Source organism: Bacillus mobilis (assembly GCF_001884045.1).
Lineage (GTDB): Bacteria > Bacillota > Bacilli > Bacillales > Bacillaceae_G > Bacillus_A > Bacillus_A mobilis.
In genome coordinates this window covers 344,025-366,430 of sequence record NZ_MACF01000046.1, presented here as the reverse complement: position 1 = coordinate 366,430, position 22,406 = coordinate 344,025, and the positions used below count along the sequence as shown (strand labels likewise).

The 22,406-nt window shown below is 36.1% G+C and carries 23 protein-coding genes; 4 read left to right on the top strand and 19 right to left on the bottom strand.

Annotated features, from left to right (window positions below; genetic code table 11):
* Window positions 1-98: 98 nt before the first annotated feature.
* From BAQ44_RS07105 to BAQ44_RS07085, 5 genes are all read right to left on the bottom strand, one after another.
* The gene (locus tag BAQ44_RS07105) at window positions 99-548 is read right to left on the bottom strand and encodes a YlbF/YmcA family competence regulator (RefSeq protein WP_061678260.1); all 450 of its coding nucleotides are present in this window, start codon (window positions 546-548) and stop codon (window positions 99-101) included.
* A gap of 116 nt (window positions 549-664) precedes the next feature.
* Window positions 665-1,237 (bottom strand): histidine phosphatase family protein, encoded by a 573-nt coding sequence (locus tag BAQ44_RS07100; RefSeq protein WP_063260489.1) that lies wholly within the window; start codon window positions 1,235-1,237, stop codon window positions 665-667.
* An 82-nt stretch (window positions 1,238-1,319) separates the two neighbouring features.
* Window positions 1,320-1,565, bottom strand: a complete 246-nt coding sequence (locus BAQ44_RS07095) for a YlbE-like family protein (RefSeq protein WP_001200991.1) — start codon at window positions 1,563-1,565, stop codon at window positions 1,320-1,322.
* Between the two features lie 12 nt (window positions 1,566-1,577).
* On the bottom strand, window positions 1,578-2,021 hold the full coding sequence (gene ylbD, locus BAQ44_RS07090) for a YlbD family protein (RefSeq protein ID WP_071721341.1): 444 nt from the start codon (window positions 2,019-2,021) through the stop codon (window positions 1,578-1,580).
* 186 nt (window positions 2,022-2,207) lie between these two features.
* Entirely contained in the window at window positions 2,208-3,242 is a 1,035-nt protein-coding gene (locus tag BAQ44_RS07085; RefSeq protein WP_071721339.1) for a CAP domain-containing protein, read from the bottom strand.
* A gap of 206 nt (window positions 3,243-3,448) precedes the next feature.
* On the opposite strand from BAQ44_RS07085, the gene BAQ44_RS07080 reads away from it, so the two are divergent.
* Window positions 3,449-3,814, top strand: a complete 366-nt coding sequence (locus BAQ44_RS07080) for a YugN family protein (protein ID WP_061678263.1) — start codon at window positions 3,449-3,451, stop codon at window positions 3,812-3,814.
* Between the two features lie 36 nt (window positions 3,815-3,850).
* Here BAQ44_RS07080 and ctaG read toward each other — a convergent pair whose 3' ends face one another.
* The 6 genes from ctaG to ctaB form a co-directional block, all read right to left on the bottom strand.
* Entirely contained in the window at window positions 3,851-4,756 is a 906-nt protein-coding gene (gene ctaG, locus BAQ44_RS07075; RefSeq protein ID WP_061678264.1) for a cytochrome c oxidase assembly factor CtaG, read from the bottom strand.
* A gap of 85 nt (window positions 4,757-4,841) precedes the next feature.
* Entirely contained in the window at window positions 4,842-5,174 is a 333-nt protein-coding gene (ctaF, locus tag BAQ44_RS07070; RefSeq protein ID WP_061678265.1) for a cytochrome c oxidase subunit IVB, read from the bottom strand.
* Between the two features lie 3 nt (window positions 5,175-5,177).
* Entirely contained in the window at window positions 5,178-5,801 is a 624-nt protein-coding gene (gene ctaE / locus BAQ44_RS07065) for a cytochrome c oxidase subunit III (RefSeq protein WP_000557861.1), read from the bottom strand.
* Complete coding sequence (ctaD, locus tag BAQ44_RS07060) at window positions 5,801-7,636, bottom strand: cytochrome c oxidase subunit I (RefSeq protein ID WP_170955056.1); 1,836 nt, start codon at window positions 7,634-7,636, stop codon at window positions 5,801-5,803. Before ctaD ends, ctaE begins: the two co-directional genes overlap by 1 nt.
* 60 nt (window positions 7,637-7,696) lie before the next feature.
* Window positions 7,697-8,746: a cytochrome c oxidase subunit II gene (gene coxB, locus BAQ44_RS07055; protein ID WP_000745278.1), complete on the bottom strand. Its 1,050-nt coding sequence runs from the start codon at window positions 8,744-8,746 to the stop codon at window positions 7,697-7,699.
* A 93-nt stretch (window positions 8,747-8,839) separates the two neighbouring features.
* Complete coding sequence (gene ctaB / locus BAQ44_RS07050) at window positions 8,840-9,763, bottom strand: protoheme IX farnesyltransferase (protein ID WP_071721337.1); 924 nt, start codon at window positions 9,761-9,763, stop codon at window positions 8,840-8,842.
* A gap of 497 nt (window positions 9,764-10,260) precedes the next feature.
* On the opposite strand from ctaB, the gene ctaA reads away from it, so the two are divergent.
* A complete protein-coding gene (ctaA, locus tag BAQ44_RS07045) occupies window positions 10,261-11,196 on the top strand; it encodes a heme A synthase (RefSeq protein WP_061678266.1) in 936 nt (311 codons plus the stop codon).
* Between the two features lie 113 nt (window positions 11,197-11,309).
* Here ctaA and pyc read toward each other — a convergent pair whose 3' ends face one another.
* The 3 genes from pyc to BAQ44_RS07025 all read right to left on the bottom strand — a co-directional run bounded on the left by pyc (window position 11,310) and on the right by BAQ44_RS07025 (window position 16,684).
* On the bottom strand, window positions 11,310-14,756 hold the full coding sequence (pyc, locus tag BAQ44_RS07040) for a pyruvate carboxylase (protein WP_063260457.1): 3,447 nt from the start codon (window positions 14,754-14,756) through the stop codon (window positions 11,310-11,312).
* Between the two features lie 333 nt (window positions 14,757-15,089).
* Window positions 15,090-16,271: a putative lipid II flippase FtsW gene (ftsW, locus tag BAQ44_RS07030; RefSeq protein ID WP_061678268.1), complete on the bottom strand. Its 1,182-nt coding sequence runs from the start codon at window positions 16,269-16,271 to the stop codon at window positions 15,090-15,092.
* A 125-nt stretch (window positions 16,272-16,396) separates the two neighbouring features.
* On the bottom strand, window positions 16,397-16,684 hold the full coding sequence (locus BAQ44_RS07025; RefSeq protein WP_000135698.1) for an Fpa/YlaN family protein: 288 nt from the start codon (window positions 16,682-16,684) through the stop codon (window positions 16,397-16,399).
* Between the two features lie 150 nt (window positions 16,685-16,834).
* Between BAQ44_RS07025 and BAQ44_RS07020 the strand changes: the two genes are divergently transcribed.
* Window positions 16,835-17,332: a molybdopterin-binding protein gene (locus BAQ44_RS07020; protein WP_071721335.1), complete on the top strand. Its 498-nt coding sequence runs from the start codon at window positions 16,835-16,837 to the stop codon at window positions 17,330-17,332.
* A gap of 45 nt (window positions 17,333-17,377) precedes the next feature.
* Here the strand turns inward: BAQ44_RS07020 and BAQ44_RS07015 are convergent, their stop codons facing one another.
* Both BAQ44_RS07015 and BAQ44_RS07010 read right to left on the bottom strand, forming a co-directional pair.
* Complete coding sequence (locus tag BAQ44_RS07015; protein ID WP_000358079.1) at window positions 17,378-18,706, bottom strand: PhoH family protein; 1,329 nt, start codon at window positions 18,704-18,706, stop codon at window positions 17,378-17,380.
* A gap of 246 nt (window positions 18,707-18,952) precedes the next feature.
* Window positions 18,953-19,408, bottom strand: coding sequence for a pyridoxamine 5'-phosphate oxidase family protein (locus BAQ44_RS07010; RefSeq protein ID WP_071721333.1), 456 nt, complete (start codon window positions 19,406-19,408; stop codon window positions 18,953-18,955).
* A 145-nt stretch (window positions 19,409-19,553) separates the two neighbouring features.
* Between BAQ44_RS07010 and BAQ44_RS07005 the strand changes: the two genes are divergently transcribed.
* Window positions 19,554-19,754: a YlaI family protein gene (locus tag BAQ44_RS07005; RefSeq protein ID WP_001995040.1), complete on the top strand. Its 201-nt coding sequence runs from the start codon at window positions 19,554-19,556 to the stop codon at window positions 19,752-19,754.
* Window positions 19,755-19,789: 35 nt separating this feature from the next.
* Here the strand turns inward: BAQ44_RS07005 and BAQ44_RS07000 are convergent, their stop codons facing one another.
* The 3 genes from BAQ44_RS07000 to typA form a co-directional block, all read right to left on the bottom strand.
* Window positions 19,790-20,065 (bottom strand): hypothetical protein, encoded by a 276-nt coding sequence (locus tag BAQ44_RS07000; RefSeq protein WP_063260459.1) that lies wholly within the window; start codon window positions 20,063-20,065, stop codon window positions 19,790-19,792.
* A gap of 14 nt (window positions 20,066-20,079) precedes the next feature.
* Window positions 20,080-20,382: a YlaH-like family protein gene (locus BAQ44_RS06995; protein WP_000893660.1), complete on the bottom strand. Its 303-nt coding sequence runs from the start codon at window positions 20,380-20,382 to the stop codon at window positions 20,080-20,082.
* A 157-nt stretch (window positions 20,383-20,539) separates the two neighbouring features.
* Window positions 20,540-22,384 (bottom strand): translational GTPase TypA, encoded by a 1,845-nt coding sequence (gene typA / locus BAQ44_RS06990; RefSeq protein ID WP_000914755.1) that lies wholly within the window; start codon window positions 22,382-22,384, stop codon window positions 20,540-20,542.
* Window positions 22,385-22,406 lie beyond the last annotated feature (22 nt).

Below are 22,406 nucleotides of genomic sequence, written 5' to 3'. Positions count from 1 at the left end.
CATATATTTTATATTTTATGAAAACCAATCAGAAATTTATGACATTACAGGACAAACTCTGTATACGTTTTCTTCTACCTTCTAAAAAACGGGGTGATTTACCCCGTTTTACAGCCACAACCTCCGCCAGTACCACAACCGCCACCACAGCCACCAGCATCAAAAAATGGATTTCCTGTTGGAACTTTGATGGAAGAAGACACCTCCGAACCGATTGCTACACTAACTTCATCTAACAACTTTTGCAAAGCTGTTTCTACTCGTTTAAAAGCTGCAATCTTATCGTGTAAGTCTATAGAACGCTTTAACTCCCTCATTTTCGTCGAAACAAAAGTATAATCAGGATGGTATTTACCGAAACGTTGCACTTCTTCATATCGTTCTTTCATCGCTGTAAATTGCTGAATTAACGTCTGAACTTCCACATCTTCATGCAATTCTTTATAACACTTACGATAATCTTCTGCTATATCTGAACAGATGATCGCTTTTGCAAGCTGCTCTGCCTTATCTAATATCAATACGCTTTCCAGCGTCGCTACAATCATGAGAGACACCTCCGAGTATCCATCATACCACATTTAGAATAGAACTACTAATTGAAGTGCCTCACTAAACAGAAAGATATCACTCTAACTATTTTCCATATAATTCTAGCACATACTTATACATTAATATGTTCCGCAATATTATATTTCAGAACATCCCATTTCCCACTATTTTCTTTCACGTAACTAATACATGCATTTTTTAATGGTGTCTTAAACGAAATATCTTCCGGTGCAATTGCATGTAAAATTGCTTTTATCGCATGTGAATGAGCTACAATGATAATACGTTTGCCAGAATGAGTTTCTGCAACATCTTTTACAGCAGCAAAGCAACGAGTTACAATCTCTTCATCTTGCTCCATACCTTCTACTTTACCTTCTGCAATTAGCTCCCTAACAGTCGCAACCGGCTTCCCAGAAGCTTCACCAAAATTACGTTCAACAAATCGCTCATCTAATAAAATCGATTCCAGTCCTGTAGCCCCTGCGATTTCCTTAGCTGTTTCGTGCGCTCTAATTAATGGGCTACTTATAATTACATCCCATGCTTCCGCTTGCAAAGCAGCCGCACTTTGACTTGCTTGCTTCTTTCCCACTTCATTAAGTGGAATATCTTCACGTCCCTGAATAATCTCTTGAAAATTCCAATCAGTTTGTCCATGTCGTACTAAACAAATTTCCGTCATGCTCATGCTGCAACTCCTTTTTAAATAATCCGCTTCTATTGTATCAAAAGTTCTGCATGACGGACATAGTTTTCCCTTCCAATTATGTTGTATTTTGCTGCTTCATATACTGAAACATATCGATCATAATGGAAGCCACTGCCAATTGATTTTGAAATTTCTCAACTTTATCTGGTATCGTTTTTTTGAAATGTTGCATAGCCGCTAACTCAAATGCCTCTTTTTCTTCAGGGTTTCGCGTTAATTTTCTATACCAGTACGGTTGCTCCCTAATATAGCGAGATAAATCCTCATCCGCCTTTATAAACTCCATAATTTCTGCTCTCATCCGCTTTCCCCCCTAATCCTTCTGAAAGAAAAATGGATTATTTTCGGAAGTACTTTCTTCTTGCCGCGCGGGCTTCCCTTGAAATTGTTGAAACACTTGTTGCACACTACCAATAGCACTCGTCACATTCGCTAAATGGTGTTGCATCTGTTCCACATCTAGCTTTTTAAAGAAAGAAAGCATTTGCCCCATCACATCAGCAGTTTTTTCCTCTTCAGTTCGATTATCTTTTTCTTTTTCTTGTTTATTTTCTTTTACCGAAGAAAAAGCTGGCGCTCCATCCGGTCTGAAAGTTTCCCATATCGGATCTTCTTCACCAAGTAAGTACCATTCTTCATAAAACTGTTGCCAAGTTTTGTGACCACTTCTAACCTCATGAACCATTTTAGGGTGATGGTTTACAAACTCTTTAAACTGTTGAACCGATGGATGTAACGGTCCTTTTGTTGTTGGCATAATCCTCACCTCTTCATGTATATCTACTATATAGTAAGAAAAAAAAGGCACATGGTTCGCCTATTTTTAGACGATTCATGCACCTTTTTATCCTGCTATTTGCATACGGTAAGATTCTCACCTACAATTCAGTAAATACGAAGTACTGAAACGTCAGGTGTCCCCTACACAACTTAAAGTTTCACTTTATTTTCGAATAAAGTTTTGTGTATAAAACTTATCGTATACTCCGACACCTAACCCTGTAAATTGTTCATTTAATACATTCTTTCTATGCCCTTCGCTATTTAACCAACCTTGCACCGCCGCAATTCCATCACTATGTTGCGCCGCTATGTTCTCACCAGCAAGTTGAAACCCTACTTTCCCGCGCTGTAAACGATCTCCTAACGTACCTTGTATAGGTGAATCGTGTGCAAAGTAATTATTATCCTTCATATCTTTACTATGCCCTATAGCCACATCTGCTGTTTCTTGATCCCAAGCTAACAACGGTAACTTATGACGACTTCGAATAATATTTGTTAAATCAAAAATTTGTTGCATATTCCCATTCTCTATTTGTTTCATTTTATCTGGAGTCAATGGTTGTTCCGCTAGTAATTCACCTGAATAAACAAGCTGATACGGTTTTTGGCGTAATAATGTTTCATCATCCATATAACGAACACCAACAAGCTCATGTGTAAAATGATCAAAATATAATTGTGCCCAGCCATCTTCTACAGGTATTAATGGTTGTTCCATCACTTCCGTGTCAGATAACTCAAATTGATAACTATTTTTCCCTCTTTTTAACGAAATCTCATGCGAGAGTGGATTCTTTTTATACACTTCTTCATACTTTTCATTTATATAATAAGGCGGCACCTTAACTTGCTCTCCAGCAACATACGCTGTTACAACTTTTCGTTCTGCAACCCCAAATTGCACATACTGAGTTAAATCTTGATTGTATACCCACCATTCATATCCGTAAGCAGATGGCTCTATTCGAGATGGTTCTCCCCATTTTGCTAATAAATTTTCAGAGTCCCCACCAATTATACTTAAAACAGTATCAGACGAGTCTTCATTTACTTGTTTTTTCTTTTTCACAATTTTATTTTCTTGCTTTGATTGAGATGGGGTTAATATATATTGTGAAACGAGTAATTTCCCGTATAAATCAATAGCTAAAATTAAAAATGTAATCATTACGATACGCAATAATTTCTTCACTCGATATACCTCCTGCACAAAACATAAAATTGAGATATACACAAATCCTTTTCTTTCCTTTTTTGTGTGTACCGTACTCTTTTCACTATATCATATTTTCGCAAAAAAAGTCTGGATTATCCCTTTTCTCTCAATATGAATTGCACTTTCTTATTATTCATACTATTATAAAAACAATGACATAACATGAAAAGAGGAGGTATTATATGCAATTTACAAATACGAAATTTAATGGGGCAGTCGTTGATTTAACACTATTAACAGAAATTATGGAAAAGAACCATTTTGTACTTGCTGGACAATGGGATTATGAGCGGGTTACATACGATTATAAATTCGAAATATTAGACGATGTTTATTATTTGCGTGTACAAGGTTTTGCTGTTGAAGGTGACATTGGTAGCAGACACGCTGAAGTAAAGTTACTTCCTCCCTTATTAGGAAAACATTATTATCCTCATGGCGTTGAATATGGTGATGGTGAAACTTTCCCAACGAATGTACTTCAAAAAAGCGAACAACTCCTACAAAATGTCGAAAAAGAGTTAAAAGAGTTCCAAATCATTGAATAAAATAAAAGTGAGTGCATCAATATGATGCACTCACTTTTATTTCGTTTGTAAATACGGCGGCAATTGTTGCAACTGCTCTTTATCCTTTTCACGTTCTCGACGCGCCCATCGAAAGAATACATAGCCGATAATTGTACCATACACTATTTCCTGGACAATTTTCATAATGATGCCACCTGTTTGTTGGTCTTGTACGACTGGCATCCAGTGTAAAAATTCTGGTCCTGTTATATTTAAATCTGATAAAGTTCCCGCCGGTACACATAGTTCCATCGCCTTCATCCAAGCAGCTGAATCCGTATACGTTGCAAATAACGGTGCAGTCGCAAAAATGATTAACGCGCAAGCTGGCGTTAATAATATACCGTTAGCAAACATATAACCAAGTTTCTTTATATCACTTAACGTTTGATATTCGGGTAATGGATTTAGCATCGGCCACCACATCATGATTGCCGTAAAGAACAATATAGCAAGACAAATAGGATGTGCAATTTGACTTTGTTTTACTGTATCGAAAACAACTGGTAAATGATAAAAAGAAAACAGGCCATTAAATACAAACAATGCAATTAGCGGCTTAGCAAATACCTTTAATATAATTTGAACGAACTTAAAAGAAGTAATATAACGATATAACCAAACTGGTATACCAAGCAACAATAACGGCGGAACTGCAATATACATAACTGCCATTTCAAACATATGTGCACTAAATATAATATGACCAATTAAATCAATAGGCCCTCCCTTTACAAAGTACAAAAGAACAATCCCGGTCGTAAAATAAAAAATTTGCTTCTTACTTACCTTCGTCGCATTTTCAAATCGCGTTCTATATGGCCCAATAATTAAAAAGTACCCAATAAGAATCGAAAGCATAAATAATAAAAAGATTGGACTCCATAAAGCTTGAAAACCAAATATCCACAAGTTGCTCATTGCCACACCCACCTTCTGAAGGTTACCCTTTCACATAATATGAAGAGGGAGCTGTGACAACACAAGCTCCCTTATTTTTCACTTTTCAAATCCACACAATTGTCATAAAAGCTAAAATTGTAATTAACCCGATTAACAGACCAGAATAAAGAAAGAAACTCGCCGCTTCATGTCCTTTATGACTCATATGCATAAAATAATACAATTGAAAAATTACTTGTACCACTGCTAATAGTAAAATAAATGGTACTGAGAAAGTCGGACTAAAAGTTTTCGGATATGCTACTGCTGCAAATGCAACTAATGTTAAAAAAATCATTAATGTAAATGTAATAACTTGATGCTTCATTTCCTCCGCACTTTTTCTCTTCCGATAAACAAGATCAACTTTAGGATTATTCGTTTGCTTTATCGCCATTGTTTATCCCACCATTCCCATCAAATATACTACAGTGAAAATAAACACCCAAACTACGTCAATAAAGTGCCAATAAATCGATGCAACATAAAACTTCGGTGCATTGTATAAATTTAGCCCTCTCTTCGCATTTCTAAAGATTAATGTTAAAATCCAACACAATCCAAACAATACGTGGAGTCCATGCGTACCAACAAGAGCATAAAACGCGGAACCAAACGCACTACTTCTCATAGTATGCTTAAATTCATGCGTATAATGATAAAACTCATATATCTCAAACCCTAAAAATCCTAAACCTAGCAACACTGTTACTAGTAGCCAAAGTTGCATTTTCTTAAAGTTAAAGTTTTTCATATGATACATCGCATATACGCTCGTTAAACTACTCGTTAATAAAAGCATCGTCATAATGAAAACGAGTGGCATTTGGAACATCTCTTGAGATGTCGGTCCACCATTTGTAGAATTTTTTAACGCTAAATATGTGCCAAACAAGGAAGCGAACAATACTGTTTCGCCTCCAAGAAATAACCAAAAACCGACAAACTTATTTTTTCCCTCAAGGGTTGCTTTTTCAGGCTCTGCTGGAAATGTTTCATTCGTTAATTTTTCATCTACATGCATTATGCCTTGCCCCCCTTATCTTCTAAATCTTCCTTATGAATATGATATCCATGATCATCGATTACTGAACGTAGGAACATCGTTCCAAAGGTAATGATTAAACCAATAATTGCTACTAATAACCAAAACTTATCTTTTCCGCCCTGCATATACATTGCACCGAATGCCGCTATAAACAATCCTAACGAAATGATAAATGGTGAAAACGATGGATTTGGCATATGAATATCGCCAACTGGTTCCGCCGCTGTCATCTCTTTATTCCCTTCACGTTTTTCAATCCAAAACGGATCTAATCCACGCACAAATGGTAATTGTTTAAAGTTATATTCCGGTGTAGGTGCTGGCATTGTCCATTCTAATGTACGTGCATCCCATGGATCACGACCAGCCTTTTCTTTTGATACCGTTGTTTTAATTACATTGAATAGAAGAACAATCGTTCCAAGAGCCATAAACACCGCTCCAATAGAACTAATCATATTCCCCATTTCCAATCCTTGACCTTCAAGATATGTGTAGTAACGACGAGGCATACCAATTAACCCTAGGAAATGCTGAATAAAGAACGTTAAATGGAAACCGATAAAGAATAGCCAAAACGTTATCTTCCCTAACGTTTCATTCAATACTTTATTAAACATCAGTGGCCAATAATAATGAGCTCCTGCTAGTAAACCAAATACAACACCGCCGACAATTACATAATGAAAGTGTGCTACTACGAAATAGTTATCATGAAATTGATAATCAGCTGGTGCAGATGCTAGCATAACACCTGTAACTCCACCCATTACGAATGATGGAATGAAAGCTACTGCCCACATCATCGGTGTCGTAAAACGAATACTCCCGCCCCACATTGTAAAGAGCCAGTTGAATATTTTGATACCGGTCGGAACCGCAATCGCCATTGTTGCAACTGAGAAAATAGCATTTGCAACTGGACCAAGCCCAACAGTAAACATATGATGCGCCCATACCATAAATCCTAAGAATCCAATTAATACCGTCGCAAACACCATCGATGAATAACCAAATAATCGCTTTTTCGAAAATGTCGCGAAGATTTCTGAGAATATTCCGAAAGCTGGGAGTATAAGAATGTATACTTCCGGATGACCGAAAATCCAGAATAAATGCTCCCATATAATTGTATTCCCGCCCAATGCTGGATTAAAGAAACTTGTTCCAAATAAACGATCTAACATTAAAAGTCCTAATCCTACAGTTAACGGCGGAAAAGCGAATAATATTAGCGAAGATGTTACAAATGTCGTCCATGTAAACATCGGCATACGCATATACGTCATCCCTGGCGCACGCATATTAATAATGGTTACAAGGAAGTTAATACCTCCAATTAATGTACCAATACCAGAGATTTGCAAACCGAGTACATAAAAATCAACACCATGGCCTTTAGAGGCTAAAGCTAAAGATGCATAAGACGTCCATCCTGCATCAGGTGCTCCACCTAAAAACCAACTTAAATTTAAAAATACTCCACCAAAGAAAAACAACCAAAATCCGAGTGAATTCAAAAACGGGAACGCTACATCGCGTGCACCAATTTGAAGTGGTACAGCGGCGTTCATAAATGCGAACACGAGTGGCATAGCTGCGAGGAAAATCATTGTTGTACCGTGCATCGTTAATACTTGATTATAAGCATCCCCAACAAGAAAAGCGTTGTTAGGAATCGCTAATTGAAGGCGAATAAATAGAGCTTCTATTCCGCCTATTACAAAAAACAATCCACCTGCAATTAAATAGAGAATGGCAATCTTTTTATGGTCTACTGTCGTTAAATAATCCCATATGACAGCACCCATCCCCTGTTTTTTTGCTACAGAACTCACGTTTTCAACCTCCCCTTCGCGAATAATCCCTCTTTACTTTTCAACTTTTAACGTTTGTAAGTATGCATTTAATGCATCAATTTGATCATCCGTTAAGTTGCCATATTTACCAGTCATTTTATTTCCTGGTTTCATATTTTCAGGATCTTTCAGCCATTTTTTTAAGTTTTCTTCATTGTTTTCGGCAATACCGGCAACCATATCGCGATCCGCAAAGTTTGCTAAGTTTGGTGCGATACGAGCGGAAGGTGGTCTACTATCATTAGATCCAACTGCGTGACAACCAATACAGCTTTTATTAAATATTTCTTGGCCCTCTTGCGCCTTTGTTGAAGCTACTTCTTTCTTCCCATCAATCTTCTTCATATCAGCAAGCCATTTTTTGTACTCGCTTTCATCTAAAGCTTTCACTTTGAATTGCATTAAAGAATGTGATGGGCCGCAAAATTCTGTACAAAAACCATTATAAGTGCCCGATTTATCTGCCTTTAACCACATTTTGTTCACATTATCTGTATTTGTATCCATTTTCCCAGCTAAAGATGGAACCCAAAACGAATGTTTAATATCGGCACCCTTCAAATTCAAATACACTTTCTTACCTGTGGGGATGACTAAATCTTGAGAAGTTACTATTTTTTCTGATTTATAAGAAAATTCCCACCAATAAAGATTCGCTGTTACATCAACAACGATAGTATCTTTATCAATATTCTTTTTCTCCATCGCACTTACATCAGCAAGTTTGAATGTATATGTAACCGTTGGAACAGCTAAGATTAACAAAAGAATAATCGGAATAACTGTCCATATAATTTCTAGTTTGTGATTCCCTTCAACTTGCTCCGGAATATAATCTTCCTGACCCTTCTTTTGTCGGAAACGCACAATTACATATAAGAAAATAATAGTAACTACTAGTACTACTCCTACCATAATCGCAGTTGCTAGTAAGAGCAAATCATATTGCATTTTTGCTACTTCTCCTTGCGGAATTAAAGTAGATTGAAAGGCTTTACCGCATCCCCCTAACAGTAAAGCCAGCAGTGAAACGAACGAAAGCAGTCGCCACTGTTTCTTCATACAAACAACCCCCACTTTCCTTGTGAATTAGATTGTACTTTATAGTTAAGTAAAGTAAATCTCAACGTAAAGAAATCCAATTATGTCGTTGTCTTAGAAGAATGTAACTACAATCATTGATACAAATAAGATTGTTAAATAATTTAGGGAATAAACAAACATTTGTACGGACCATTTGATGTCATCTTTCTTACGGAAGCCATAAAATCCTAAAACGATCCATCCGATGTTTAACAATGTTGCAATTACCATAAATGTTATCCCTAGACCACTCATATAAAATGGTAGTGGTAATAAACATACTGTCCAAATCATAATTTGGCGTTTCGTAATTTCAAATCCATGAACTACAGGAAGCATTGGAATTCCTGCATTTCGATATTCATCAACACGTTTCATTGCTAATGCAAGGAAATGTGGGATTTGCCAAATAAACATAATCAAAAATAGCATCCAAGCAATTGGATGGCCTAAAGATGGATCGATTGCTGCCCATCCAATTAAAGGTGGAACTGCACCAGAGATACTACCTACAACAGTATTTAGTGTATACTTTCTCTTTGTCCATAAACTATATAGAACAACATATGTGAAAGCACCAATAAAGCCCATTAATACTGCCATTGGTGTTGTTAATAATAAAAATACAAACCCAAGAAGTAATATAACTAATCCAAATGTAAGTGCAAATCCTGGTTTATACTTTCCAGTAACCGTTGGACGGGTCTTTGTTCTTTCCATTAATGGATCGATGTCTCGATCAATGTAGTTGTTTAAACAACATACCCCTGCCATAACTAATCCAGAACCAACGATTGTAAAAAATAACTTATCCAGATTGTCCATCACATTTAATCCATTGAAGTGTAATGCCAACCAAAATCCTGTAAATACAGTAAGTGTATTTGAGTTTACAATCCCCATTTTAACGAGCGCTTTTAAATCTTGTAACCGAGTTGTTTCCGGTACACTTGTAACAGCAGACTCATCATGCAGCTCACTTGTTGCATGGTTCATCACTTTAACCCCCTCTTAAAACTTTCATCTTTCTTTTTGCGCCTATTTCGAATGAAATATTTCGCTTCTATATAGCAATATTATTACAGTAGAAACATTGTTAACCCATTCTACTACTAATCTACGCCCATACTCCAATATATTAAATCATATTTCCCGAACATTTTGTGAAGAAAACATGAACTTTTTGTGTCGAACATAAAAAACTTAATTCTTACTTGTCCTTATCATAACATGATGTTACCTTCTATCATAAACTTTTTTGTCATATTTAACACGTATTCTCCCCATTTCTTTTCAAAATAGCCTATTTTCCCCCTGTTTTTTTCCTTATATATCCTATTTCTACACCCATTTTCTCTCCCCTGTCTTCCCCCGCCATTTCTTTGCTATTTTATTATTTTTTATATATCATAGGAACTAGCGCGTTTTATTCTATACATAATGGAATGAAAATATTTCGCAATAACTTCATAGCAGAAAGATGGTGAAAGAGATTGCAACGCTTTATTAAATGGTTAGCAGTCATTACAAGTCTTGATTTATTAATAGTTTTACTAGGAGGCGCCTTAGTTACAAAAACGGGTTCTGGCCAAGGCTGCGGTAAATCATGGCCACTTTGTAACGGTGAATTTGTTCCATCTAATTTATCAATGGAAACTATTATTGAACTGAGTCACCGCCTTACATCAGGATCCGCAGGAATTCTTGTCACTCTCCTTTGTATTTTGTCCTGGAAATATTATAAACATGTGCGCGAAACAAAAACGTTAGCAATTTTATCCTTCGTATTTTTAGTTGCACAAGCATTAATGGGGGCTGCAGCAGTTGTTTGGGGACAAATGCCAGCTGTACTTGCTATCCATTTCGGTATTTCCTTAATTTCATTTGCTTCTGTTATTTTATTAACGTGTCTTATCTTTGAAATTGACCAAAAATTTGATGCACGTTCACTTATTATGGACAAAAAAATGAAATTTCATATTTATGGTGTAACAATTTACTGTTATCTCGTTGTCTACACAGGAGCTTTAGTACGCCACGAACGAGCTAGCTTAGCCTGTCCAGACTTCCCTTTATGTAGCAAAAATAGACCTATGCCAACTCAACTCCATGAATGGGTTCAAATGGGACATAGAGTTGCAGCGATGTTAATTTTCGCTTGGATACTATACGCGATGATTCTCGCTATTCGCCATTACAAACAGCAGCCTGTCGTATACTGGGGATGGATCATTTCATTTATCCTTGTTACACTTCAAGCTATCGTAGGAATTTTAGTCGTATTTACAAATGCTAGTTTAGCAATGGCATTATTACATTCACTATTCATTTCTTGCTTGTTTGCTGTACTATGCTATTTAGTTATGTTAGGTACAAGAAGTAAAGCGAATGCAAAAGAGGCTGAATCAACTTCTAAACAAACAAAATAAATTCAAATTAAAATACCTTGCCGAATTGGCAAGGTATTTTTTTGCGATAAAATGAAACTTTAATCAATGGGGATAAAGAAAAAGAGCTGCATGTACACAGCTCTTTTTCTATTTTAGTGATCTAATTCAATCAGTAAATCACCCGTTTGAATTGCATCTCCATCGTTAACATATACTTTTTTCACTTTACCATTGAACGGCGCTTGAACTGTCGTTTCCATTTTCATCGCTTCTGTAATTGCCATAGAATCGCCTTTTTTCACTTCATCGCCTTCTTTAACAACTACTTTAATAACCGTTCCTGGCATTGTTGCACTAATGTGGTTTGGATTTTCACGGTTTCCTTTCACACGTTGTGCCACTGTTGCTTTCACACTTTCATCTTTCACAACAATCTCACGTGGTTGACCGTTAAACTCCAAGTAAAGAACACGATTTCCATCTGGCTGAGGCTCTCCGATTGATACTAGTTTTACCATCAATGTTTTACCTTGTTCGATTTCCACATTGATTTCTTCACCAAGTCTCATACCATAGAAGAATGTCGGTGTATCAAGCACAGATACACTTCCATAAAGCTCAGCAACTTTTTCGTAATCCATAAATACTTTTGGATATAATGCATATGCAACGACATCAAAAATCGTCACTTCGCGTCCAAGTTTATGGAATAGCTCTTCTTTTAACGCGTCGAAATCTACTGGCTCTAATAATTCACCCGGTCTTACTGTTAATGGCTCTTTCCCTTTTAAAATAATTTCTTGTAATTGTTTCGGGAAACCACCGTATGGTTGTCCTAAATCCCCTGAGAACATTTCAACAACAGATCCTGGGAAGTCCATAGAATGCCCACGTTCTAAAACATCTTGTTCTGTTAAGTGGTTTTGAACCATAAATAATGCCATATCACCGACAACTTTAGATGATGGTGTTACTTTAACAATATCGCCAAACATGTCATTCACACGGCGATACATTACTTTCACTTCATCGAAGCGATCTCCTAAGCCAACCGCTTTCGCCTGTTGTTGTAGATTACTATACTGTCCGCCTGGCATTTCGTGCATATATACCTCTGTATGGGGTGCATTCATACCGCTTTCAAACGGTGCGTAGTATTTACGTACATCTTCCCAGTAATGAGATAATTTTTCTAATGAATCTATATTAACGTCTGGCTGTCTTTCGTTTCCACCTAATGCATAGTATAGCGTGTTCGCACTTGGTTGTGACGTTTGACCAGCCATAGAACTTACTGCTACATCGACAATGTCAACACCTGCTTCAATTGCCTTTGTATACGTTAATATACCATTTCCACTCGTATCGTGTGTATGCAAGTGAATCGGAATCGATACCGTCTCTTTTAATGCAGAAACTAAATCATATGCCGCATTAGGTTTTAATAAGCCTGCCATATCTTTAATTCCTAATATATGTGCTCCTGATGCTTCTAACTCTTTTGCTAAGTTTTTATAGTAATTTAAATCATATTTACTACGTAACGGATCATGAATATCTCCTGTGTAGCACATTGTTGCTTCTGCAATTTTGCCAGTATCTCGCACAGCATCAATCGCAACTCTCATACCTTCTACCCAGTTTAAGCTATCAAAAATACGGAACACATCAATTCCAGCTTGAGCAGAACATTCCACAAATTTTTGAATTAAATTATCTGGATAGTTTTTGTAACCAACTGCGTTTGAAGAACGAAGTAACATTTGGAATAAAACGTTTGGCATTTTTTCACGAAGATCTAGTAATCGTTCCCATGGATCTTCCTTTAAGAAACGATATGCAACATCAAACGTTGCACCGCCCCACATTTCCGCTGAGAATAGGTTCGGTAACATTCTCGCTGTCGGCTCTGCAATTTGATGTAAATCTTTTGTACGAATACGCGTCGCAAGTAATGACTGATGCGCATCACGGAATGTTGTATCCGTTAAAAGTACACGATTTTGATCTTGTACCCACTTTACTAATCCGTCTGCTCCACGCGCATCCAAAATTTGTTTCGTTCCATTTTGGATCGGCTCTGAGTGTAATACATTCGGTATACGAGCATCCGGGAAAATTGGTTTCTCTTTTTTTCCTACTCCTGGGAAGCCATTGACCGTTACTGTCCCAATGTAATTTAACATTTTCGTTCCGCGGTCTTTACGTTTCGGGAACAAGAATAGTTCAGGTGACGCATCAATAAATGAAGTGTCATATTCTCCTGATAAGAAGTTCTTATGTTTTACTACATTCTCTAGGAATGGAATATTTGTTTTAATACCACGAATACGGAATTCTTTTAAGTTACGTTCCATTTTCGCAGCAGCTTGTTCAAAAGTAAGTGCCCATGTTGTAACTTTTACAAGTAAAGAATCGTAGTACGGTGTAATAACAGCACCTTGGAAACTATTACCTGTATCAAGACGAACACCGAAACCACCACCTGAGCGGTATGCCATAATTTTCCCTGTATCCGGCATAAAATTATTTAATGGGTCTTCAGTCGTTACACGAGATTGTATTGCAAATCCATGTACAACTACTTCCTCTTGCTTCGGAACACCCACTATTTTACTATGTAATGCATGTCCATCAGCTATTAAAATTTGCGATTGAACGATGTCCACTCCTGTAATCATTTCTGTAATCGTATGTTCAACTTGAACACGTGGATTTACTTCTATGAAGTAAAACTCATCACCTTTTACAAGAAATTCTACTGTTCCTGCGTTTAAATAATTTACATTTTTCGTTAACTTAACAGCAGCATCACAAATACGCTGACGCAAATCATCTGAAAGTGACACACTAGGTGCAATTTCTACAACTTTTTGGTGACGACGTTGTACAGAACAGTCACGCTCGTATAAATGAACAACATTGCCCTCTTCATCTGCTAAAATTTGAACTTCTATATGTTTAGGTTTTTCAACGAATTTTTCTACGTATACTTCATCATTACCAAAGGCTGCTTTTGCTTCTGACTTCGCTCGATTATACGACTCTCTTAATTCTTCACTAGTACGTACAATACGCATACCACGACCGCCACCACCAAGGGAAGCTTTAATAATAATCGGGTAATCATACTTTTCAGCAAATTCTTTGACTTCTTCTATTGAATTTACTGGCCCATCACTACCAGGAATAACTGGAATTTGTGCTAGCTGCGCTTGTGTTCTTGCTTTCACTTTATCTCCAAACATATCTAAATGCTTACTCTTTGGACCGATAAAGATAATTCCTTCTTCTTCACAACGTTTTGCGAATTGAATATTTTCTGACAAGAAACCATATCCAGGGTGGATTGCATCTACATGATTACTTTTCGCAATCTCAATAATGCCCTCAATATCTAGATAAGCATCAATTGGCTTTTTCCCTTCCCCAACTAAATAGGACTCATCGGCTTTATAACGATGATAAGAACCACTATCCTCTTTAGAATAGATTGCAACTGTTTTTAATCCAAGTTCCGAACAAGCTCGAAACACACGAATTGCAATCTCTCCACGGTTAGCTACCAATACTTTTTGAATACGTTGCAGCTTTGTCATGATTTTCCCCCTCTACTTTCCTACCACTCTAGAGATAAAATATATACACACCATAAAGAGCGTGAAGTTCTTCACTTTCTACATTATATTATACTTAGAAAGCTTCACTTTATTTTTATCCATCATACCTTATTTTTTAACAAATGATAAGTTTTCTGATCAATTTGTTTCACAAAAATAGTATAGCATACCTCTTCCTTTTCTAACAACTTAATTGTATATCACATTAATTCGAATGTGATATATTTTTTTATTATGAATACCGATTAATGTATCCTATTTAATATTTTTTAAAAATAAAAAACACATCGCGCTCTAAAGCACAATGTGTTTTTATTTTACAACAACAAGACGTGGTCCATCTTGTTCTCTTTCTTTCATTTCCTCATTTTGCTGCTTCTCTTGTCGTTTTACATGACTAGCAATATTTAACAATATACCCATCGAGATTAGATTAGCCAACAAGGAACTACCACCATAACTAATAAACGGTAAAGGTACCCCTGTAAGCGGTATTAATCCAGACATACCACCAACATTAACAAAGGTTTGTATCCCAAGTAAACTTGCAATTCCAATCGCAACTAAACTTCCAAATGGATCCTTACATTTTTGTGCCACTCTAAACGAACGAATAATAATAAGTAATAAACAGATTAAAATGATAGCTACTCCTATAAACCCGAGTTCTTCAGATATAATCGCCATAATAAAATCCGTTTGCGGCTCTGGCAAGTAGCCATACTTTTGTATACTATTTCCTAATCCTCTACCATTTAGCCCACCTGAAGCAATTCCAATAAAAGAATTAACTAATTGAAATCCATCATTTTGAGGATCACTAAACGGATCAAGAAAAACTGAAAATCGAGCTTTTTGGTAGTCACTTAATTTGTAGTTTCCAATAAAATACAACGCTGGAATCCACACGACAGATGTTAATAAAAATCTTTTTATCCACAAGTTCACATTAACCCCTGAACAAAAGAACATGATTAACACTGTTCCACCTATTAAAATGTCAGTCCCTAAGTCATTTTGTAATAAAATTAATACCATCGATCCACCGACAATAACCAGGGGAGGTATTATCCCTTGGAAAAAAGGGGTTTGCCTCTCTTGTTTCTTAGCAAAAAAGGTTGCTAGCGTAATAATAACCGTTATTTTTACAAACTCAGCCGGTTGTATACCTAATATCCATCCTTTTGCACCATTTATAACCTGCCCGAAAACTAAGGCTGCTGTTAGTAAGGCTAGACTCCCGAACCCAATTGCTGCTAGAACTATTTGTTCTCTCCAAAATTTATAAGGGATTATAACGACAATCACTAGTATTACCGTTCCAATAGCAAGAGCAACTAATTGTTTTTTAAAAAAGTGATCTGCTGGCCAGTTATTTTTCGACGAAATCGCGACAATGGAACTAGAACTATATACCATTATAACTCCCAAAACACATAAGATAACAAGAGGAAGTAATAATGAATAATCCATTGATTTCCATACTCTTTTCATTTCATTTCCTCTTTCTGTTTCAATTTAATTATTGTTGTATTCCATATGTACATTGATTCTTCCTGCTTTATTATACAAATAAAAAGCCCAAACTATTTCAGTTTGAGCTCCCCTATTTGAACCCGTTATTGTTGTTTGTTTGTAAATGCTTCATGAAGTGCAGATAACTCACGTTCAAGCTCTCCTAACATTGCTTTCCCTTGTTCTTCTGCAATAAGACCAAGGCGAACTGCAAAATCGACCTCGCGGGATAGTCCAAACATTTGTGTGTCTAACACTTCTTCATATAATGGACATTGCGGCATTGTAAGATTGTCCATTTGCACCTTAATAAGTCTTAAAATCTTCTCCGCATCCGCTTGTAGAAGGGCTAGTGCCTTTTCCTGATGATTTGATACTGTCTCAGACGCCAAATTGATTCCCTCCGTTTCCGTCCTACTCTCTCCTATCTATTAATATTAGCGATAGTTTTAGTAAATTGCAATAGAAACATTTTTTGTGACAACCGTGTCTAATGCTATTATACTGAAAAGTGGGAGTATAATACAAATGGGGGAACAACAATGAGCGAAATTTTATTTATTAATGGAAAAGTTCGTTTTCCAATCACTATCGATCCAACTGTTTGGATCTTTGATGATCGAAAAGTAGATTTGACAACTTACTTTAATGAAACAAGAGAAAACACATCAGAACTAGAAACTTATTTAAAAAACACTTCAGAACATTGGGATCGCGAAATTCGTGATGGTGCTGCGTTTCCACCGATACAACAAAGTGTAAAAAAATATAAAAAAGAACAACTAATTACTGGAACGTTCGGTATACCATTTCATCCATTCCTTGCTAACGCCGAAATTTCAGATGACGCTACGCAAGTCGAAATTGAAACAGTAGATCAAACGATAATACTTCCATTAGAAACTGTAGAAAATGCTATTCTTGGTTTTTCAAAAGAAGGAAAGCCATTAAAAGAGGATGGACCTGTTCATCTATATTACAATGATGGATCTAATAGACAAGATCCAATCCGTAACATCCGTAAATTCACAATTATTTAAAGTGTATAATTGGAAGAAAAAGGAGTGAGCCTCAGCTCACTCCTTTTATAATAAATCTGCTGCTAGTTGAGCTAAATTCGATCGCTCCCCTTTAACAAACTTTACATGACCACTAATACGCTGCTCTTTAAACTTCTCTACAACATATGTTAAACCGTTATTATACTCATCCAAATACGGATGATCAATTTGCTGAGGATCTCCCATTAATACGATTTTACTTTTTTCTCCTACTCTCGTTAGTATCGTTTTCACTTCATGTTTCGTTAAATTTTGTGCTTCGTCAATTATAATGAACTGATCCGGAATACTTCTCCCACGTATATAGGTAAGAGCTTCTACTTCAATCGAACCCATTCCAGCTAAAATAGCATCTAACTCTCCTGGCTTTTTCGTATTAAATAAATACTCTAGATTATCAAAAATCGGTTGCATCCACGGTCTTAACTTTTCTTCTTTTTCTCCTGGTAAATAACCGATATCTTTTCCGACTGGAACAATTGGTCTTGCGACAAGTAATTTTTTATATAGCCCTAAATCTTCAGTTTGCATGAGCCCCGAAGCTAAAGCTAGTAATGTTTTTCCTGTACCAGCTTTCCCTGTTAACGTTACTAGCGGAATATCTTCACGAAGCAACAATTCTAATCCCATAATTTGCTGCACATTTCGTGGTCGTATCCCCCATACTTGTTCATTGTGAAAAATAAGTTTCTTTACCTTCTTACCTAAGTGATCCACAATACCAAGTGCTGAACTAGATCCCCCTAATGCATCTTTCATTACTACAAATTGATTTGGATAAAAAGGGTGATTTGCAATTTCGGATAAAGGTAATTCACCTTTTTCATAAAAATAATCCAATTGCTCTTTTGATATATACCCTTCTAAAAATCCTGAATATATATTATCTACTTCAATTACACGATCACTTAAATAATCTTCCGCCTTCAAACCAATTGCATCAGCTTTTACCCTTACGAGCACGTCTTTACTTACTAAAATAACAGACTTCCCATCCTCTTTTTCTTGCTCTTCTAAAGATAAATTTTTTGCTACAGCTAAAATTCGATTATCATTTGTTTTTTCTACAAAAATATCTTGTAGTTGAACAAATGAACGATGATTTAATTCTATACGAAATGTACCGCCGTTTTCTAGCGGAATACTTTCATGCAGCTTTCCTATTTCACGAAATTTGTCTATTAACTTGGATACATAACGAGCATTTCGTCCTACTTCATCCATATAACGTTTTTTCGAATCAACCTCTTCTAATACAACTGCTGGAATCACTACTTCATTTGTTTCAAATGAAAAAATAGATAAAGGATCCTGCAAAAGTACATTCGTATCTAACACATAAATTTTATCCAACCTGTTACCCCCTGACTCCACTTTTAAATTTGTAGAACAAGGGTTTCATCCATAAAATATGGACGAACCATTGTTATAATTATATGTACCGTATAAACGAGGTAGAATCGAAATCCATAGCCATTAAACCTTTTATTTATTTTTTATTCATTTCTATTCAATATATTACTTTTAATTATAATTATTAACATAAAATCACAATAACCGATTACAAAAGTTAATAACTGAATTTCTTATTTATCACATTTATAATTCTTTTATTCCTACTAACACTTGGTTATCCAACTTCTTCGCTGCGCGAATATCATATGTTTTTTCATACGTTGGTTCAATTGCAAGTTTGGCTCCATAAAACATAACATCACGCACTTCTTGTACATTTACTTCTATTACAGTTAATTTTAGAGGAATGCCTTCCATTCTATCAGTCAAAATTTCACCTGCACCACTTATGGAAAATACGGATTCATTCGCCATTATAGTCAATACCACCCCAGTACTATGCCGTATATTTTCCACAATACGCGAACGCTGATCTACTGCAAATCGAATACTAGTTTTACTCACTGCATACACCCAAGAAATAGCACTTACGTTAGGAACTTGTTTTTCGAAGTCTGTTGTTGCTATCATAACAATACATTCTTTACGTAACGTTTGTACTAAATCATCTGTTAATGTAGGCTCTACTACATTCGCCATATTTCCACCTCCAAATATACTTAATATATCCTTATCATAACTTATTTTTCGAATTGCGAAAATATTATTTTTTCCCGCTATTATTCAAAAACATTATACTTCCATGATATACTTATACTGATAGAATTCGTATTGAGGTGACGAAATGAGAGTCAAATGTATGATTTGTGATAAAAAAGATATGTTAGATGATGAAAATCCTATGGCAAAAAAACTGCGTAACCGCCCTATTCATACATATATGTGCATGGAATGTTCGGAACGAATTGCAGAACGTACGATGGAACGTCATGCAAGTGGTAATTTCCGATTATATCGTGATAAAAAAGTCGAAGACGATTGGTAAAATATAAATAAGTCCTTAATCACATAGATAAGGACTTATTTATATTTTTCAGGTTCACGATTCATTTGATCCAAAAAGCAATCAATAGCTTCTAATGGAAACCTGGCAGATTTTTTTTCTCCATTCATTTCATATGTAATTAAATACATTTCTTCGTTCTTTTTAACTTCCACATTTTTTAATTTATGTTCTTCATATATCATATTTTGAAATAACAAATACGTTTCTTTTGCAGCACGATCATCTGGACGTGCTTCGGCAACTGTTTTAATTGTTAACCAATTATATAGTGCATCTTGTACTGAACGCATAAAAATCCGCCCCCTTATCCTGCTTTTTGTTGTCTTGCTTGACGTAAACGCAACCTATAAATCCCAAGTACAATCGCCGCTACAACAAGCCCCTCTCCAACAGGTAAAAAAACTGCAAAGAAAGTTAAAACTGTACACCCAATCGCTAACGATATATATATCACTATATTTTTTATTATTGATAGTTTTCTTGCAAAACCTAAATTATACACAAGTGCGCTTAATATAATAATGGTGCCATATAGTAACCACATCCCTAGTTCTGGATTTTCATCAACTTTACATAATTTCGCAAAAAACGACATTCTTTCTAACATCATTCATCCCCCTTTCTCACAAAAAACAAATTTTATTTATGTACTTAATACAAGAGTAACCTGCAAAAAAAATACTGTCCACAAAAAAGAGTAAATATTCCAAAAATAAATATAATAAAAAAAACAGCTACCCCTCAAAGGTAGCTGTTCTATTATTTTACGCTTCTACAGATTTCTTTTTCTTAGCAGCTCTTTCACGCTCACTCTTATCAAGAATCTTTTTACGTAAACGAATTGATTCTGGAGTTACTTCACAGAACTCATCATCGTTTAAGTACTCTAATGACTCTTCTAAAGTCATTAAGCGTGGTTTTTTCATTGTTGAAGTTTGATCTTTCGTCGCAGAACGAATGTTAGTTTGTTGTTTCATTTTCACAACGTTAACTGTTAAGTCGTTCTCACGAGTGTGTTCTCCGACAATCATACCAGCATATACTTCTGTACCTGGTTCAACGAAGATTACACCACGGTCTTCAACTTGCATAATACCGTATTGTGATGCTTTTCCTGTTTCAAGTGAAACTAGAACACCTTGGCGACGTCCACCAACTTGTCCAGCGTGTACTGGTTGGTAGCAATCGAATGTATGGTTTAAAATACCGTAACCACGAGTTAATGTTAAGAATTCTGTTGTGTAACCAATTAAACCACGTGCTGGAACCATGAAAGTAAGGCGAACTTGACCGTTTCCGTTATTCACCATATCTAACATTTCACCTTTACGTGCACCCATAGATTCCATAATAGAACCAGTGTATTCTTCAGGTACATCGATTTGTACGCGCTCTACAGGCTCACATCTTACGCCATCAACTTCTTTAATAATTACTTCAGGCTTAGATACTTGTAGTTCATAACCTTCACGACGCATGTTTTCAATTAAGATAGATAAATGTAATTCCCCACGTCCAGATACGATCCAAGCATCAGGAGAATCTGTATTATCTACACGTAAACTTACATCTGTTTCTAATTGTGAACGAAGACGCTCTTCAATTTTACGAGATGTAATGAATTTACCTTCACGACCTGCAAATGGGCTGTTGTTTACAAGGAATGTCATTTGTAGTGTTGGCTCATCAATACGTAATAATGGTAAAGCCTCTTCATGCTCAACCGGACATACTGTTTCACCTACGTTAATGTCTTCCATACCTGAAACAGCTACTAAATCTCCAGCTTTTGCTTCTTCAATTTCTTGACGTTTTAATCCAATGTAACCAAATAATTTCGTTACACGGAATTGTTTTACAGTTCCGTCAACTTTCATTAATGCAACTTGTTGTCCTACTTTCATTGTACCACGGAATACGCGTCCAACCCCGATACGACCAACATAGTCATTGTAATCAAGAAGTGCTACTTGGAATTGAAGTGGCTCTTCGCTGTTATCAACTGGTGCTGGAATATGTTCAATAATTGTGTCAAATAATGATTTCATATTCTCTTCTTGATTTGCTGGATTTGAATCTAAGCTTGCTGTTCCGTTCATTGCTGATGCAAATACAACTGGGAACTCTAATTGATCTTCGTTTGCACCAAGTTCGATGAATAAGTCAACTACTTCATCAACTACTTCATCAGGGCGAGCGAAGTCACGGTCAATTTTGTTTACAACAACGATTGGAGTTAAGTTTTGCTCAAGAGCTTTCTTTAAAACAAATCGTGTTTGTGGCATACAACCTTCATATGCATCAACAACAAGTAGAACACCATCAACCATTTTCATGATACGTTCTACTTCTCCACCGAAGTCAGCGTGACCAGGTGTATCTAAAATGTTAATTCTTTTATCTTCATAGTGAATCGCAGTATTCTTCGCTAAAATTGTAATACCACGTTCTCTTTCTAGATCGTTTGAGTCCATTGCGCGTTCTTCAATATGTTCATTCGCACGGAACGTCCCCGCTTGACGTAATAACTGGTCAACAAGTGTTGTTTTACCATGGTCAACGTGGGCAATAATTGCTATATTTCGTAAATCTTGTCGTTTTTTCAACATGTCCAACTCCTAATGTCTTTTT

Excerpts from the sequence above, each read along its gene's own strand:
- BAQ44_RS07105 (WP_061678260.1), bottom strand. The coding sequence starts at position 548 with ATGATTGTAGCGACGCTGGAAAGCGTATTGATATTAGATAAGGCAGAG.
- BAQ44_RS07100 (WP_063260489.1), bottom strand. The coding sequence starts at position 1,237 with ATGACGGAAATTTGTTTAGTACGACATGGACAAACTGATTGGAATTTT.
- BAQ44_RS07095 (WP_001200991.1), bottom strand. The coding sequence starts at position 1,565 with ATGAGAGCAGAAATTATGGAGTTTATAAAGGCGGATGAGGATTTATCT.
- ylbD (WP_071721341.1), bottom strand. The coding sequence starts at position 2,021 with ATGCCAACAACAAAAGGACCGTTACATCCATCGGTTCAACAGTTTAAA.
- BAQ44_RS07080 (WP_061678263.1), top strand. The coding sequence starts at position 3,449 with ATGCAATTTACAAATACGAAATTTAATGGGGCAGTCGTTGATTTAACA.
- ctaG (WP_061678264.1), bottom strand. The coding sequence starts at position 4,756 with ATGAGCAACTTGTGGATATTTGGTTTTCAAGCTTTATGGAGTCCAATC.
- ctaF (WP_061678265.1), bottom strand. The coding sequence starts at position 5,174 with ATGGCGATAAAGCAAACGAATAATCCTAAAGTTGATCTTGTTTATCGG.
- ctaE (WP_000557861.1), bottom strand. The coding sequence starts at position 5,801 with ATGCATGTAGATGAAAAATTAACGAATGAAACATTTCCAGCAGAGCCT.
- ctaD (WP_170955056.1), bottom strand. The coding sequence starts at position 7,636 with ATGGGTGCTGTCATATGGGATTATTTAACGACAGTAGACCATAAAAAG.
- coxB (WP_000745278.1), bottom strand. The coding sequence starts at position 8,746 with ATGAAGAAACAGTGGCGACTGCTTTCGTTCGTTTCACTGCTGGCTTTA.
- ctaB (WP_071721337.1), bottom strand. The coding sequence starts at position 9,763 with ATGAACCATGCAACAAGTGAGCTGCATGATGAGTCTGCTGTTACAAGT.
- pyc (WP_063260457.1), bottom strand. The coding sequence starts at position 14,756 with ATGACAAAGCTGCAACGTATTCAAAAAGTATTGGTAGCTAACCGTGGA.
- ftsW (WP_061678268.1), bottom strand. The coding sequence starts at position 16,271 with ATGAAAAGAGTATGGAAATCAATGGATTATTCATTATTACTTCCTCTT.
- BAQ44_RS07020 (WP_071721335.1), top strand. The coding sequence starts at position 16,835 with ATGAGCGAAATTTTATTTATTAATGGAAAAGTTCGTTTTCCAATCACT.
- BAQ44_RS07010 (WP_071721333.1), bottom strand. The coding sequence starts at position 19,408 with ATGGCGAATGTAGTAGAGCCTACATTAACAGATGATTTAGTACAAACG.
- BAQ44_RS07005 (WP_001995040.1), top strand. The coding sequence starts at position 19,554 with ATGAGAGTCAAATGTATGATTTGTGATAAAAAAGATATGTTAGATGAT.
- BAQ44_RS07000 (WP_063260459.1), bottom strand. The coding sequence starts at position 20,065 with ATGCGTTCAGTACAAGATGCACTATATAATTGGTTAACAATTAAAACA.
- BAQ44_RS06995 (WP_000893660.1), bottom strand. The coding sequence starts at position 20,382 with ATGTTAGAAAGAATGTCGTTTTTTGCGAAATTATGTAAAGTTGATGAA.
- typA (WP_000914755.1), bottom strand. The coding sequence starts at position 22,384 with ATGTTGAAAAAACGACAAGATTTACGAAATATAGCAATTATTGCCCAC.